Here is a 15,311-nt window from a genome sequence, read left to right as displayed (position 1 = left end):
GTATTTGGGGAGCGGTCCGTGCGCATTCTTATCATCGATGACGAACCCGCGATGCATGAGAGCTACGCGCAGAGCTTTCGCCCGCGCGATGCGGGCGCGGGGGCCGGGCTCGATGCGATGGCGGCGGAGCTGTTCGGCGACGATGCGGCGGACGACGCAGGCGCGCTGAGGCCCGAATGTGCGACGTTCGACCTGACGCACAGCATGCAGGGGCTGGACGGCGTCGCCGCGGTCGAGGCGGCGCTGGCGGCAGGCACGCCATATTCGGTCGCGTTCATCGACGTGCGGATGCCGCCGGGGATCGACGGCAAGGAAACCGCGCGCCGCATCCGCGCGCTCGATCCCGACATCAACCTGGTGATCGTCACCGGCTATTCGGATTTCTCCCCGCTGGAGATCAGCCGCGCGGCGGGCCCGGCAGACAAGATCTTCTACATCGCCAAGCCGTTCGAGGTGGAGGAAGTCGTCCAGACCGCCACGGCCCTCTGCCACCGCTGGGCATCGGACCGCGAACTGGCGATCGCGCGCGAGGCGATGGCGGGCCATGTCCGGCTTCTCGAAGAACAGAAGCTGGAGCTCGCCGCGAACGAGAGCCGCGCGGTCCACATGGCGAACCATGATTCGCTGACCGACGCGCCCAATCGCCTGGCCTTTCTGCGCGCACTACATGGATCAGTACGCAGCACCGAGCGGTTCGCGATGGCGATGCTCGATCTCGACCGGTTCAAGCTGGTCAACGACAGTTTCGGCCATCTCGCCGGCGACGAGTTGATCCGGGTGGTGTGCGAGCGTCTGCATCAGGCCGCACCGCGTGGCACGTTCATCGCACGGCTGGGCGGCGACGAATTCGCCGCGCTGTTCCCCGCCACCGGCGAGGACGAGGCGTCGATGATCTGCGAGCGCCTGCTGAAGGCGTGCGCGACGACGTTCAGCGTGTTCGGCCATTCGGTGCAGGGCGGTGCCTCGGTCGGCGTGGTCGTGGTCGAGCCGGGTTCGACTGGCGACCCGATCGACGTCATGCGCCGCGCCGACCTGGCGCTGAACGAAGCCAAGCGCAGCGGGCGGGGCGTAGTGCGCGCGTTCGACGAAAGCATGGACGAATCGATCCGCTTCCGCCGCCGCATCGAAAGCGGGCTGTCGAACGCGATCGCCGGCGGCGAACTATCGCTGGTGTACCAGCCGATCGTCGCGCGCGAGACGCTGGAGATCACCGGGTTCGAGGCGCTGCTGCGCTGGCACAGCCCCGAATATGGCATGATTTCCCCGGCGATGTTCATCCCGATCGCCGAGGAATCGAACCTGATCCATGAGCTGGGCGACTGGGTGCTCGAAACCGCGCTTGCCGCCGTGAAGGCGTGGCCGGGGCAATATGTCTCGGTCAACTTCTCGCCGCGCCAGTTCCGCCGCCAGAATTTCGTGGGGCAGGTGATCGAGCGCGTCCAGCGTTCGGGCGTGTCGCCCAGCCGCGTCCAGATCGAGATCACCGAAACCGCCATCTTCGACGATGCCGAACGCGCCGCCGATACCCTTTATCGCCTGCGCCAGATGGGCTTCCGCATCGCGCTCGACGATTTCGGCACCGGCTATTCCTCGCTCTACAACATCCGCAAATTCGCGCTCGATTGCCTGAAGATCGACCGCAGCTTCATCGACGGCATGGGGCGCGAGCGGGAGTCGATGGCGATCGTTCAGTCGATCATCCATCTCGGCCGCGCGCTGGGGATGGAAGTGGTCGCCGAAGGGGTCGAGACGCAGGCGCAGGTCGAAACGCTGCGCGTCGCGGGCTGCTCGCACCTGCAGGGCTATCATCTGGCGCGGCCGATGCCGCAGGACGATGCCGATACGCTCGCCACCGCACGCTTCATCGGCACCAGCGACGAGGCGGCGACCGGGACCGCAGCCTGATGCCGACCCTGCCGGCGCGACTGGCCGAGCGGCTGGGCCTGTCGCGCGTACCGCGCTCGCTCGGGGCGAAGCTGGTGCTGATCCTGACCGCGGTGGGCCTGGCGGGTAGCATCGCCATCGCCGCGCTGCTTTCGCTGGTCATCACGCCCAGTTTCAACCGGCTGGAGGATGCCGCGGTGGCCGCGCATGTCGAACGCACGCGCGCCGCGCTCGGCGACTTCGCCCGCAAGGTCGAAACCGCGGTGCGCGACTATGGCGACTGGAATTCCAGCTACGATTACATGGCCGCGCCGTCGGCGGCGTTCGAGCGAGAGAGCTTTTCGACGCTGGCGATGCAGAACCTCGACGTCAGCGGCATGGCCTATGTCGCCAACGACGGGCGCATCGTCATCGCGCGTTGGATCGATCCGGGCGCGGGCGTCGATCGCCCCGACCTGCGCGCGCGGCTGATCGCGGCGGTGCCCGCGATGCGGCTCGACCGGCTGCTCGCAACCGACAGTTCGAAGGGCTTCTACCTGCGCCTCGGCGACCGGCTGGCGGCGATCGGGGTGGCGCGGGTGCGCCGCAGCGACGGCACCGGCACGCCGCGCGGATATGTGCTGATGGCGCGCGAACTGTCGTCGGCGCAGCTGCGCACGCTGCTGCAACTGCCCGCGCGGGTCGACCTGACGAGCGCGAGCGAGGCGGTGACGGTGGATCCCGCGCGCGAGACTTTGGGGATATCGGTGCCGGTGGTCGGCGCGGACGGGCGCCCGGTCGCGGCGACGCGGTTCAGCGTGCCGCGCGACCTGTCGCGGCTGGGGCGGCAGATGCTGTTCCTGGCGGTCGGCGGGGCGGTCGTGCTGCTGATGGTGGTGCTGATGGCGCTGCGGCGGATTATCGGGCGGCTGGTGCTGCAACCGCTGCATCGGGTCGAGCGCCACATGGGCGTCGTCCAGGCGTCCGGCACGCTTGCGCCGCTGGCGGGGGCACCGCGCGTGGACGAGATCGGCAGCCTCGTCACCAGCTTCAACGCGATGTTGCGCCAGCTGAAGGATTTGCGCGAGCAGGTCGAGGTGCAGTCGTTCAAGCTGGGCCAGAGCGAAAGCGCGGTCGCGGTGATGCACAATGTCCGCAACGCGCTGGGGCCGATCAGCACCATCCTGTCGCGCGGGCTGGCGACGCCGTCGACCGCCGACCGTGTCCTGATCGACCGGGCGCTGGGCGAGCTGGCGGGGGACGCGGTGCCGCTCGCCCGCCGGCAGAAGCTGACCGCCTTCGTCGCCGCCGCCGCCCACGCCGACGTCGCCGAGCGCGAGCAGCGTCGGGCGGATATGGAGATCGGGCGGACCGCGCTGCACAACGTGCTGGAGATCATCGGGCGCCAGCAGGAACAGGCGCATGAGAAGCCGCCGCTCGCCGCCTGCGACCTGTCCGACGTGGTCGCGCAGAATGCCGCGATCGCGCGCTATTCGGGCGAAACATCGATCGCGTTCGTGTTTCCGTCGAAGCCGCACTGGGCGCTCGCCAACCGCGTGATCCTGAGCCAGGTGATCGGAAACCTGTTCGCCAACGCCGGGGAAGCGATCACCGCGCGCGGCGGGGAGGGGGGATCGATCAACGTCGCGATCGTCGAGACGGGCGACCGCGTCGAGCTGGTAATCCGCGACGATGGCGAGGGCTTCGACGCGGGCGCCGAGCCGCGCTTCTTCCAGCGCGGGTTTTCCACGCGCGCTCACAAGTCGGGCGGGCTGGGGCTGCACTGGTGCGCCAATTCGATGCTGGCGATGGGCGGCAGCCTGCGCCTGGAAAGCGACGGGCGCGGCACCGGCGCGCGCGCGATCCTGACCGTGCAGGCGATGCCCGCCGAGGTCGATCTCAGCGAGCGTGCCGCCTGACGTCGGGCAGGACGCTCTCTCGCCGACGCAGATACGGCGCGACCAAGTTGCGGGCGCGGTAGAATTCCTGCCGCTCGGGCGCCAGCGTCGCGAAATTGCCGATGACGCGGCGGCAATCGGGGCTGCGGCATTGGCAGATCATGTGCCAGTTCGATTCGGTCAGCGTCGTCGAATAGTCCCAGCTGATTTCCTCGCCCGGCGCGATGGCGCGGATCGCGACCAGATAGACGCCGTCGTCGGCGAAACGCAGCCCGGCGTTGGGATCGCAGCTGTGGTTGACCAGATCGTCCATCCGCCCCGACGGGCCCATGTAATGATCGGGCGTCACCTGCACGTAGCGGTCACCCGCACCGCGCATCAGGCTCGGCACCTGCGCCGCGCGAAAGCGGCGACCGGTGAATTCCAGCAGCGGCTGGCCCTCTGCGAACGGGACGGCGGCGAACACCGCCTTGCCGAGGTGGGTGTCGCCGACCGCGAACAGGCTGGCGGTCTTGCGATAGGCGTCGAGCACGTAGAAGCCGCCGCGACGCCGCCCGAAGCTGCGCAAGGGGTTGATCGTCGCCAGCCCGATCATGAACCAGACGCTGGCGTGGCACAGGAATTCGACGAGCAGATAGGCATATTGGCCCGCGCCCTCGCCGCCGCCGCGCGCCGCCACCAGCAAGGTGGCCAGATCGCCGAGCGTCCACAGCCCCCATGCGGGCGAGCGTTCGCGCGCGGGATCGGCGCGGACGCTGGCCCAGGTCGGCAGGAAGCTGACCGGCACCGCGGCGACCACCAGCATGTGCGCCCAATAGGCTTCCCGGAACACCAGCCACAGGACGAGCGCGGACAGGCAGGCGGCAACGCACAGGGTTTCGGTCGGCGAGGGCGCGGCCCAGGCGGCGCGGCGCCAGATGCCGAAGGTGACGGCGACACAGGCGATCGCCGACACCAGGATGACGATGCCCTGCAACGCGCCGGGGTTCACCGCGGCATAGGTCGCCGCCTCCATCCCCGTCGCCGCGCTCCAGATCAGCCACGATGCGCGATTGGGCTCGACGAGGTTGCGGCGCAGCCCGGCGAGATAGATCGCATAGCCCGCAAAGTTGCCGGCCACCGCCACCACAAACCACGGCTCGATGACGCCCAAAGCCTTCCCCCCAGGCTCGTGCGTTTACCATCCGGCGCGAATCCCGTCCATGCGAGCCGTCGCGATCAATTACGGTACAAATAACGAACATTGTAGCAATACTGCAAAAAATCCCTGAATCAGGCGTAAAATCCCCGCTTCAGGCCCACTCTCCCCTTGCTGCGAAAGCGGCGTTGAGTTAACCCAATTGCAGAGGGGCACTCTCCCGTGTTTGCGCGTGGATTCGAAGGCGGCGAGGGGCCGTTTTCGGAAACGGGAGACGCTTGCCACTCGACGGGGCGAACGGGCGTGAACGACTTCGAACTTTACGAGGGCAGCGCGTTGCAGGGGGTCGATGCGAAGGGTCGCGTCGCCATCCCCGCCGATTTCCGCGCCACGTTCGAAAAGAATTCCGAAGCCCGCACCATCGTCATCGGCATCCACCCGCTGCTGCCGTGCCTGCGCGCCTATGACCTCGGCTGGTCGAAGATCAATTTCGCCCAGATCCAGCGCGACATGCAGAGCCCCGACGCCGACGTCCGCGCCATCGCCCAGAAGCGCAACGCCGATTTCTCCGATGTCGATCGTGCCCCGTTCGACCCGAGCGGCCGGTTCGTGCTGGATGAGTTCTTCCGCTCCGAAGCGCAGATCGAGACGCCGGGCTGGGCGTTCTTTTCCGGCGACGCGCAGACGTTCAACATCTGGAACCCCGACGTGCTGATGGCGACGACCGAGGGCGTCAGCCCGGTCACGCGCCGTCGCTGCGCGTACCTGATGGCCAATCGCAAGGTGCGGGCATGACCGCCGCGCCGCACATTCCCGTCTTGCTCGACGAAGTGCTCGCCGCGCTCGCCATCGCGCCCGGTGAAGCGCATGTCGATGCGACCTTCGGCGCGGGCGGCTACACGCGGGCCATTCTCGGCCAGGGTGCGCGGGTGTTCGCGTTCGACCGCGATCCCGACGCCATCGCCGAGGGGCAGCCGCTGGTCGACAGCGCCGATGGCGCGCTGACGCTGATCGCCGCGCCGTTCTCGGCGATGGAGGCCGAACTCGACACGCGCGACGCTGCGCAAGTGGACGGCGTGGTGATGGACATCGGCGTGTCGTCGATGCAGCTCGACCGTGCCGAACGCGGCTTCTCGTTCCAGGCCGACGGCCCGCTCGACATGCGCATGAGTCAGGAGGGCGAGAGTGCCGCCGATTTCCTGAACGGGGCCGACGAGGCTGCGATCGCCGACGTGATCTATCAGTACGGCGACGAGCCCAAGTCGCGCCGCGTCGCCCGCGCGATCGTCGCCGCGCGCCCGCTGACCCGGACGTCCGAGCTGGCGACCGTCGTGCGCAAGGCGCTGGGCCACAAGCCGCACGACAAGAAGGATCCCGCGACCCGCACCTTCCAGGCGATCCGCATCCACCTGAACCGCGAGCTCGACGAGCTGGTCGACGGGCTGGCGGCGGCGGAGCGCGTGCTGAAGCCGGGCGGGCGACTGGCCGTGGTGACGTTTCACAGCCTGGAGGACCGGGTCGTGAAGCGGTTCTTTCGCGAGCGCAGCGGCGGCACCCCGGCAGGGTCGCGGCATCGCCCGGCTGTGGCGGCGGCGGACGCGCCGACATTCGAGACACCTGCGCGCGCCGTGCGTGCCGGAGACGACGAGACCGCGCGCAACCCGCGCGCGCGGTCCGCAACCTTGCGGGTAGCGCGGCGCACGGCAGCCGCGGCGTGGGCGTAAAGAGGGAGTTGGTGCGATGGCGGTGAGCGGATTCAAGGGGTTCGGATACCTGCTTTGCTTCGCGACGGTGTCGCCGGCGTGCTACATGGTATCGTCGCAGGTCGCGGCCGAGCGGGGCCGAGTGGAATCAGTCGAGCGCGCGATCCTTCAGGCGAAGGTCGACATCCGCACGCTCGAGACCGAGTTCGACACGCGCGCCAACCACGACCAGCTCGAGCGGTGGAACGGCGACGTGCTGGCGCTGTCGGCGCCGCGGCCCGAGCAGTATCTCGCCAGCGACATGGCGCTCGCTTCGCTCCAGCCGCTGGGCGGTGGTGAGACGCGGCTCGCCGCAGCGGTGGTGCCGGCGGCGGTGACCGTACAGCCCGCCGCGATCCAGGCGGCGTCGTTCGATGCCGGCGCTCCGGCAGCGGCAGTCGCGGCACCGGCGCCCGCGCCTCAGCCGGCGATCCGCAAGGCCGTTGCGACCGTTCCCGCCGGCGCGGCGCCGCGCCCGCGTCCGATCCAGGCCGTTGCGATGGTCGAGCGCCGCCTGCTGAGCGACTCCACGCTCGGCGACCTCACGTCCAGCGCGCGCGCCGAACGCGTGGCGATGCGTTGATCGTCCTGGTCGCCCCCCACAGCGGCGATCGCCGCCGCGAGGCCGGCCGGCATTCGCTGGTCAGCGTCGCGCACCAGCGCCTGATGGTGCTGATGCTGCTGTTCGCCTTCGCCAATTGCCTGGTGATCGGGAAGCTGGGGTGGATGGCTCTGTCGGCGCAGCCGGCGACGTCGCGCGACGCGGCGGCGGCGCTGGTCCCCTTGCGCGGCGACATCGTCGACCGCAACGGCGCGCCGCTGGCCCGCACGATCGACGCCTGGTCGATCGGCATCCAGCCGCAGAACGTGATCGGCGACAAGGTGCAGCTGGCGATGCGGCTGGCCGAGCTGATCCCGGAACGTGACGCCAGCCAGTATCTCGGCATCCTGAATTCGGGCGTCCGCTTCACCTATCTGAAGCACCGCGCGATGCCCGAACTGGTGTCGGCGGTGAACGCGCTGGGCGATCCCGGCATCACCTTCGCCCGCGAGCCCGAACGCCTGTATCCGCAGGGGACGATCGGCGCGCAGTTGCTCGGCTATCTCAACTCCAGCCGCTCGGGCGTGCGCGGCGTCGAGAAGGTGCTCGACGACCGGCTGAACGATCCCGCGCTGCGCGGGACGCCCGCGGCGCTGTCGATCGACCTGCGCGTGCAGGGTGCGCTGGAGAACGAACTCGGGCGCGCGATGGCGAGCTTCCAGGCGGCAGGTGCGGCGGGCGTGGTGCTCGACGTGCACACCGGCGAAGTGCTGGCGATGTCGTCGCTGCCGAGCTTCAACCCGAACAAGGTGCAAGCGGGCGAGGGCGGCATCCTGAACAATGTGACGCAGAGCGTGTATGAGCTCGGTTCCGCGTTCAAGCCGATCGCGATGGCGGCGGCGATCGATACCGGCACCGTCACCTCGATGTCGCGACGCTTCGATGCGACCCAGCCGCTCCAGGTCGGGCGCTTCAAGATCAAGGACGATCACGCCCAGAACCGCTGGCTGAACATCCCCGAGACGCTGATCCACTCGTCGAACATCGCGACCGCACGGATCGCGGACGAGATGGGCAAGGAAAAGCTGTCGGCGATGTTCCGCAAGGTCGGCTTCGACACCGCGCCCGATATCGAGATCGAGAAGGCGCGGCCGCTGTGGCCCAAATTCTGGGCGCGCACGACGACGATGACGACCGCCTACGGCCACGGCATCGCGGTGACGCCGCTGCATCTGGCGAGCGCCTATGCCTCGCTGGTTAACGGCGGTATCTGGCGCCCGGCGACGCTGATGAAGGTTGCGCCGGGCCAGGCCGCATCTGGCCGGCGCGTCATCTCGGAATCGACCAGCGCGCGGATGCGTCAGCTGCTGCGGCTGATCGTGACCGACGGCACCGGCAAGAAGGCCGAGGCGCCGGGCTTCCGCGTCGGCGGCAAGACCGGCACCGCGGAGAAGCCGGGGGTCGGCGGCTATTCCAAACACGTCAACGTATCGACGTTCGCGGCAGCTTTCCCGATGGACGCACCGCGCTATGTGGTGATCGCCATGCTCGATTCGCCCAAGGGAAATGCCGAAAGCTTCGGCCTGACGACCGCCGCCTGGACCGCCGCACCGGTGGTCAGCCGCTTCATCATGCGCGCCGGGCCGCTGCTGGGCGTGCAGCCCGACGTGCGCCGCGACGTCGACCTGTCCGACATCACGCCGCTGCTGTGGCGGGCGCCGGGCGAGAAGCTGGGCGCGGCGGAATGAGGCTGGGCGCGCTCACCGGTCACGGCGAGAGCGAGACGGTCACCGGCTTCGCGATCGACCACCGCAAGGTGGCGCCGGGCACGATCTTCGGCGCGTTCGAGGGTGCGCGCGTCAACGGCGAGGATTTCATTCCCGCCGCCATCGCCAGCGGTGCGATCGCCGTCGTTGCGCGACCGGGTGCGGTGGTCGACGGAGCGGTGCATATCGCCACGGACAACCCTCGCGCGTGCTTCGCCGAACTCGCCGCGCGCTATTTCGCGCCGTTTCCCGCAACGACGGTCGCGGTCACCGGCACCAACGGCAAGACCTCCACGGTCGAACTCACGCGCCAGCTGTGGCGGATGGCGGGGCATCATGCCGCGTCGATCGGGACGCTGGGGGTAACGACCGCCGACGACCGCGTGACGACCGGCCTCACCACGCCCGATGTCGTCACCTTCCTGTCGAACGTCGCCGGGCTGGGGCGCGAGGGCGTCACCCACCTCGCGTTCGAGGCGTCGAGCCACGGCCTGTCGCAATACCGGACCGAGGGGCTGCCGGTCACCGCCGCCGCCTTCACCAACCTCAGCCGCGATCACCTCGATTATCACGGCGACATGGCGAATTACCTGACCGCCAAGCTCCGCCTGTTCGCCGAAGTCGTGCGCGACGACGGCGTGGTGGTGGTGTGGGCGGACGATCCCAATGCCGATCCGGTCATCGACCTGGCGCGTGCGCGCGGGCTGCGGCTGATCTCGGTCGGCACGCATGGCGAGACACTGCGCCTGACCGGGCGCACGCCCACTTTGCTGGGGCAGGGGCTGACGATCGAGGCGGAGGGGCGGACGCATCAGGTCAACCTGCCGCTGATTGGCGCCTATCAGGCGGCGAACGCGCTGACTGCGGCCGGCCTCGTCATCGCGACCGGTGGCGATGTGGCGCAGACATTGGCGGGGCTCTCGCGATTGGCACCGGTGCGCGGACGGCTGGAGCGCGCGGTCATCACGCGCAGCGGCGCGCCGGTCTATGTGGATTACGCGCATACCCACGATGCCCTCGACGCCGCGATCGCCGCGCTCAAGCCGCATGTGACGGGGCGGCTGATCGTCGTGTTCGGCGCGGGCGGGGACCGCGACGCAGGGAAACGCGAACCGATGGGCCAGGCCGCTGCTTCCGGGGCCGACGTCGTGATCGTCACCGACGACAACCCCCGCTCCGAAGATCCCGCTGCGATCCGCGCCGCGGTGCTTGCCGGGGCGCCCGGAGCGTTCGAGATAGGCGACCGCCGCGCCGCCATCGCCCACGCCGTCGCCATCGCCGGGCCCGAGGATATCGTGCTGCTGGCGGGCAAGGGGCACGAGCAGGGCCAGATCGTCGGTGACCTGGTGCTGCCGTTTGACGACGTCGCCGTGGTGCGCGATTGCGCGGCATGACCGCCGCTCGCCCGCTCTGGACCGCCGAGGAAATCGCCGCCGCCACCGACGGTACCGCCAATGCCGAGTTCGCGGCGACCGGGATCACTTTCGATTCGCGGGAGGTTGGTAAGGGCGATCTCTTCGTCGCGCTGACCGGCCAGGAAACCGACGGTCACCGCTTCCTGGGCGGCGCGTATGAGTATGGCGCGGCGGGCGCATTGGTGTGCGTGCCGACCAGCTACCCGAGCGTCTTCGTCGACGACACCATGCCCGCCCTGGAGGCGCTGGGCCGCGCCGCTCGCGCGCGTGCCGATGCGGTGGTCATCGGTGTGACCGGCTCGGTCGGCAAGACCGGCACAAAGGAGGCGCTCGCCGCGTGCCTCGCCCGCGCGCATCCCGGGCGTGTGCACTGGTCGGTCAAGAGCTACAACAACCATACCGGCGTGCCGCTGAGCCTCGCCCGCATGCCCGCCGACACCCGGTTTGGGGTATTCGAGATGGGGATGAACCATGCCGGCGAGATGACCGCGCTGGCCCAGATGGTGCGACCGCACATCGCCGTCGTCACCGCGATCGCGCCGGCGCACACTGCTTTCTTCTCGGGCGAAGAGGCGATTGCCGACGCCAAGGGCGAGATATTCACCGGATTGCAGCCGGGCGGCACCGCGATCGTGCCCTTCGACAGCCCGCACCGCGACCGGCTGATCGCCGCGGCGCGCCCGCACGCGGGGCGGATCGTCACGTTCGGCAGCGGCGCCGGCGCCGACGTCCGCGCGATCGAGACGATGCCGGTGGCGAGCGGCGGCACCTTCGTGTCGGCGCGCGTCCACGACCGCGACCTGAGCTTCACCCTGTCGCAGCCCGGCGCGCACTGGGTGTCGAACGCGATGGCGGTGCTGGCCGCAGTCGATGCCGCGGGCAGCGACCTAGGGCTTGCCGGGCTTGCCTTGGGCGACATGGCCGGGCTGCCGGGACGCGGCGCGCGCTTTGCGGCGCGGGTCGCAGGCGGCGAGGCGTTGGTCATCGACGAGAGCTACAACGCCAACCCCAGTTCGATGCGTGCGACGCTTGCGGTGCTCGGCGCCGAAAAGGGACGGCGGCTGGCGGTGCTGGGCGGGATGCGCGAACTGGGCGACGATTCCGACCGCTATCACGCAGGTCTTTCACGCCCCATCGACGAGGCGGGGCTTTCCCACGTCATACTGGTTGGCGACGAGATGGCGGCGCTGGCCGAAGTGCTTGAGGGGCGGATGGATTTCGTCCATGTGCCCGACGCCGCAGCCGCGCGCGACCGCCTGATGGCGGTGCTGGCGCCGGGGGATGCGGTTCTCGTCAAGGGTTCGAACGGAATCGGGTTGTCGGCGGTCGTCGCCGCACTCCGGGACCGGCATGGGGCAGGGGTGGCCGACTGATGCTGTACTGGATCGCCGAGCACCTCGGCTTTCCCGGGGTCCTGAACCTCATCCGCTACCTGAGCTTCCGCTCAGGCGGGGCGGTGGCGACCGCGCTCATCATCGGCTGGATCATCGGGCCGAAGTTCATCGGCTGGCTGCGCGTGCGGCAGGGCAAGGGTCAGCCGATCCGCAGCGACGGCCCGCAGACGCACTTGGCCAAGGTCGGCACGCCGACGATGGGCGGGCTGATGATCCTGACCGCGATGAGCGTGTCGATCCTGCTGTGGATGGACTTGGCCAACCCCTATGTCTGGGCGTGCCTGTTCGTGACGCTCGGCTTCGGGATGATCGGGTTCCTCGACGACTATGACAAGGTGCGCAAGGCGAGCACCGCGGGCGTCTCGGGACGGGTGCGGCTGCTCGGCGAGTTCGTGATCGCGGGCGCGGCAGCGTGGCTCATCACCCAGCACAACGGCACCGAGCTGTACGTGCCGTTCTTCAGCAATTTCAAGGTCGACCTGGGGCCGTTCTACATCGTGTTCGCAGCGTTCACGATCGTCGCGTTCGGCAATGCGGTGAACCTGACCGACGGGCTGGACGGCCTCGCGACGATGCCGGTCATCATCGCCAGCGTCACCTTCATGATCATCGCCTATCTTGCCGGTAACGTGAAATACGCGACCTACCTCGGCATCCCGCACGTGATGGGGGCGGGCGACCTGACGATCTTCACCGGCGCGATCGTCGGCGCAGGGCTCGCGTTCCTCTGGTACAATGCGCCGCCGGCCGCGGTCTTCATGGGCGACACGGGCAGCCTGGCGCTGGGCGGCGCGCTTGGCACGATCGCGGTGGTCGCGCACCACGAACTGGTGCTGGGCATCGTCGGCGGGCTGTTTGTTGTGGAGGCGCTGTCCGTCATCATCCAGGTGTTCTTTTACAAGCGCACCGGCAAGCGCATCTTCCGCATGGCGCCGATCCACCATCATTTCGAGCAACTGGGCTGGAGCGAGCCGACCGTCGTCATCCGCTTCTGGATCATCGCGCTGGTGCTGGCGCTCGCCGGCCTGTCGACGCTGAAGCTCCGGTGATTACGAGCGCCGCCTGGGCGGGGAAGCGGTACGCCGTGCTCGGGCTGGCGCGCTCGGGCGCGGCGACGGTGCGCGCGCTGTTGGCGGGTGGAGCGGAGGTATTGGCTTGGGACGATGACAAGGCAAAGGGCGCTGCGTTATCAGGCGATGCACTGTTCATGGACGACTTTTCGGACTGGCAGGAGTTCGAGGCCGACGGACTGGTCCTGTCGCCGGGGGTGCCGCTCAACCGCCTCCCACTCGCGGAAGTGGCTCGTGAACAGGGCACCCCGATCATCGGCGACATGGAACTCTTCGCCCAGGCGCGCGCCGGCCTGCCGGCACACCGCGTCGTCGGCATCACCGGCACCAACGGCAAGTCGACCACCACCGCGCTGATCGCGCATATCTGCGAGAGCGCGGGGCTGCCGACGCGGCTGGGCGGCAATATCGGTCTGCCGATCCTGGGGCAGGATCCGTTGCCTGAAGGCGGGGTCTATGTGCTGGAGCTGTCGAGCTACCAGATCGACCTGACCCACAGCCTCGACTGCGACGTCGCGGTGCTGCTCAATATCACCCCCGACCACCTCGACCGCTACGACGGCTTCGACGCCTATGCCGCGTCGAAGGCGCGGCTGTTCGCGATGCAGTCCGCCGGCCATGCCGCGATCGTTGGCATCGGCGATGAAGCCTCCGCCGCCGTCGCTCGGCAGGTGTCCCGCTCGGGTCGCGCCGAGGATGTCACGAAGATCGCGCCGGGCGTCTGCCTCGACCAGTCGAAATGGCCGGCGTTGCAGGGGCCGCACAACGCCCAGAATGCGCTCGCTGCGATCGCGGCGTGCGAGGCGTTGGGGATATCGAACGCCGCGATCGACGCCGGCCTCGCCAGCTTTCCCGGCCTGCCGCACCGCATGGAGCGCGTGGCGACGAAGGGCGGCGTGCTGTACGTCAATGACAGCAAGGCGACCAACCCGACCTCGACCGCACCTGCGCTTGCTGCGTTCGACCGCGTCCACTGGATCGTCGGCGGGCAGGCCAAGACCGACGACCTCGACGCCTGCCGCGCAGGCTTCGGCCACGTAGTCCGCGCCTATACGATCGGGGAGGCCGGGCCGATGTTCGCGCGCCTGCTGGCCGATGACATGCCGGTGACCGAAAACGAAACGCTGGCCGAGGCGGTCCGCCAAGCCGCCGCCAACGCCGCCCCCGGTGACACCGTGCTGCTCTCACCCGCGTGCGCTTCCTTCGATCAGTTTGCGAATTTCGAGGATCGCGGCGACCGGTTTCGCCGCGCAGTGGAGGCGCTGGCATGACCGGCGCGACGCGCGACGATGCCCGGGGCCTCCGCGGCCGGGTCGAGGAACGGCTGGGTCGCGCCAACCGCGGACCGGTGGCGATGTGGTTCTGGGAACTCGACCGCGTGCTGTTGCTGCTCGCGTTCCTGCTGATCGCGATCGGCCTGATCGCAGTGGCCGCCGCGAGCCCCGCGACCGCGCGGCGCTATTCGGATGGCTCGCACCAGATCGCGCCGATGTATTATTTCTGGCGGCAGGCGATGTGGGTCGGGCTGTCGATCCCGGTCATGCTGCTGGTGTCGATGATGCCGACGTCGCTCGCGCGGCGTTTCGCGCTCGGCATGGCGGCATTTTTCCTGCTGGCACTGCTGGCGACCCCGATCATCGGCGTCGAGGTGAACGGCGCGAAGCGGTGGCTGGGAATGGGCATCGCCCAGTTCCAGCCGTCGGAATTCCTGAAGCCCGTCTTCATCGTCAGCATCGCCTGGATGCTCAGCCTGCGCGCGCGCGATCCCGATCTGCCGATGGTGCCGGTGACGCTCGCGCTGACCGGCCTCGTCGGCGCGACGCTGATGCTCCAGCCCGATTTCGGGCAGACGATCGTGTTCGGCAGCGTGTGGATGATCCTGCTGATGGTGTCGGGCGTGTCGTCCCGGATCATCGGCGGGTTCGTCGGCGCGGGCGCGGCCGGCGTGGTCGCGGCCTATGTCTTCTACGACACCGCGCGCATCCGCATCGATAATTTCCTGTTCCCCGATCACGGCGGGGCAGGGGCCGACCATTACCAGACCGACATGGCCCATGCGACGATCACCGCAGGCGGCGTGACCGGCACCGGTCCGGGAGGCGGCGTCGCCAAGTTCCGCCTGCCCGAGGCGCATACCGACTATATCTATTCGGTGGTGGGTGAGGAATTCGGCTTGCTCGCCTGCGCGATCATCGCCGTCCTGTTCCTGACCATCGTCGTGCGGGTGTTCGTGAAGCTGCTGGACGAGGAGGATGCGTTCCGCGTCCTCGCCGCCGCCGGCCTCGCCGCGCAATTCGGGGTGCAGGCGACGATCAACATGGCGGTCAACACCGGGCTGGCCCCGTCGAAGGGCATGACTTTGCCCTTCATCAGCTACGGCGGGTCGTCGATGATCGCGCTGTCGATCGGCATGGGGTTGCTGCTCGCCTTCACGCGCAGAAACCCGTATCTCCACCGTTCGCCTTATATCGTGCGATAGGGAGT

General features: G+C 68.9%; 12 protein-coding genes. 11 read left to right on the top strand and 1 reads right to left on the bottom strand.

Annotated features, from left to right (window positions below):
- Positions 1 to 18: 18 nt before the first annotated feature.
- Both M9980_RS06980 and M9980_RS06975 read left to right on the top strand, forming a co-directional pair.
- Entirely contained in the window at positions 19 to 1,905 is a 1,887-nt protein-coding gene (locus M9980_RS06980; protein WP_250754738.1) for an EAL domain-containing protein, read from the top strand.
- Positions 1,905 to 3,782 (top strand): sensor histidine kinase, encoded by a 1,878-nt coding sequence (locus M9980_RS06975; protein WP_250754737.1) that lies wholly within the window; start codon positions 1,905 to 1,907, stop codon positions 3,780 to 3,782. The genes M9980_RS06980 and M9980_RS06975 overlap by 1 nt, the downstream gene beginning before the upstream one ends.
- Here the strand turns inward: M9980_RS06975 and M9980_RS06970 are convergent.
- Positions 3,763 to 4,914 (bottom strand): SET domain-containing protein, encoded by a 1,152-nt coding sequence (locus M9980_RS06970; protein WP_250754736.1) that lies wholly within the window; start codon positions 4,912 to 4,914, stop codon positions 3,763 to 3,765. The two genes, M9980_RS06975 and M9980_RS06970, sit on opposite strands and share 20 nt — an antisense overlap.
- Positions 4,915 to 5,202: 288 nt before the next feature.
- On the opposite strand from M9980_RS06970, the gene M9980_RS06965 reads away from it, so the two are divergent.
- Genes M9980_RS06965 through M9980_RS06925 form a run of 9 tightly spaced genes read left to right on the top strand, consistent with a single transcriptional unit; the run spans position 5,203 to position 15,306 of the window.
- The gene (locus M9980_RS06965) at positions 5,203 to 5,694 is read left to right on the top strand and encodes a division/cell wall cluster transcriptional repressor MraZ (RefSeq protein WP_250754735.1); all 492 of its coding nucleotides are present in this window, start codon (positions 5,203 to 5,205) and stop codon (positions 5,692 to 5,694) included.
- Positions 5,691 to 6,623, top strand: coding sequence for a 16S rRNA (cytosine(1402)-N(4))-methyltransferase RsmH (gene rsmH, locus M9980_RS06960; RefSeq protein WP_250754734.1), 933 nt, complete (start codon positions 5,691 to 5,693; stop codon positions 6,621 to 6,623). Before M9980_RS06965 ends, rsmH begins: the two co-directional genes overlap by 4 nt.
- Positions 6,624 to 6,639: 16 nt before the next feature.
- Positions 6,640 to 7,224 (top strand): hypothetical protein, encoded by a 585-nt coding sequence (locus M9980_RS06955; RefSeq protein WP_250754732.1) that lies wholly within the window; start codon positions 6,640 to 6,642, stop codon positions 7,222 to 7,224.
- Positions 7,221 to 8,930, top strand: a complete 1,710-nt coding sequence (locus M9980_RS06950; RefSeq protein WP_250754730.1) for a peptidoglycan D,D-transpeptidase FtsI family protein — start codon at positions 7,221 to 7,223, stop codon at positions 8,928 to 8,930. The genes M9980_RS06955 and M9980_RS06950 overlap by 4 nt, the downstream gene beginning before the upstream one ends.
- Positions 8,927 to 10,342 carry a UDP-N-acetylmuramoyl-L-alanyl-D-glutamate--2,6-diaminopimelate ligase gene (locus M9980_RS06945; protein WP_250754728.1) on the top strand — a complete coding sequence of 472 codons (1,416 nt, stop codon included), beginning with the start codon at positions 8,927 to 8,929 and terminating at the stop codon, positions 10,340 to 10,342. Before M9980_RS06950 ends, M9980_RS06945 begins: the two co-directional genes overlap by 4 nt.
- Positions 10,339 to 11,736: a UDP-N-acetylmuramoyl-tripeptide--D-alanyl-D-alanine ligase gene (locus tag M9980_RS06940; protein ID WP_250754726.1), complete on the top strand. Its 1,398-nt coding sequence runs from the start codon at positions 10,339 to 10,341 to the stop codon at positions 11,734 to 11,736. The genes M9980_RS06945 and M9980_RS06940 overlap by 4 nt, the downstream gene beginning before the upstream one ends.
- A complete protein-coding gene (gene mraY / locus M9980_RS06935; protein WP_250754725.1) occupies positions 11,736 to 12,806 on the top strand; it encodes a phospho-N-acetylmuramoyl-pentapeptide-transferase in 1,071 nt (356 codons plus the stop codon). The genes M9980_RS06940 and mraY overlap by 1 nt, the downstream gene beginning before the upstream one ends.
- A complete protein-coding gene (gene murD, locus M9980_RS06930; protein ID WP_250754723.1) occupies positions 12,803 to 14,098 on the top strand; it encodes a UDP-N-acetylmuramoyl-L-alanine--D-glutamate ligase in 1,296 nt (431 codons plus the stop codon). The genes mraY and murD overlap by 4 nt, the downstream gene beginning before the upstream one ends.
- Positions 14,095 to 15,306 carry an FtsW/RodA/SpoVE family cell cycle protein gene (locus tag M9980_RS06925; RefSeq protein WP_250754721.1) on the top strand — a complete coding sequence of 404 codons (1,212 nt, stop codon included), beginning with the start codon at positions 14,095 to 14,097 and terminating at the stop codon, positions 15,304 to 15,306. Before murD ends, M9980_RS06925 begins: the two co-directional genes overlap by 4 nt.
- Positions 15,307 to 15,311 lie beyond the last annotated feature (5 nt).

The sequence above is a fragment of the Sphingomonas donggukensis genome (assembly GCF_023674425.1).
In the GTDB taxonomy this organism is placed as follows: domain Bacteria; phylum Pseudomonadota; class Alphaproteobacteria; order Sphingomonadales; family Sphingomonadaceae; genus Sphingomonas; species Sphingomonas donggukensis.
This window is presented reverse-complemented; position numbering and strand designations above follow the sequence as displayed.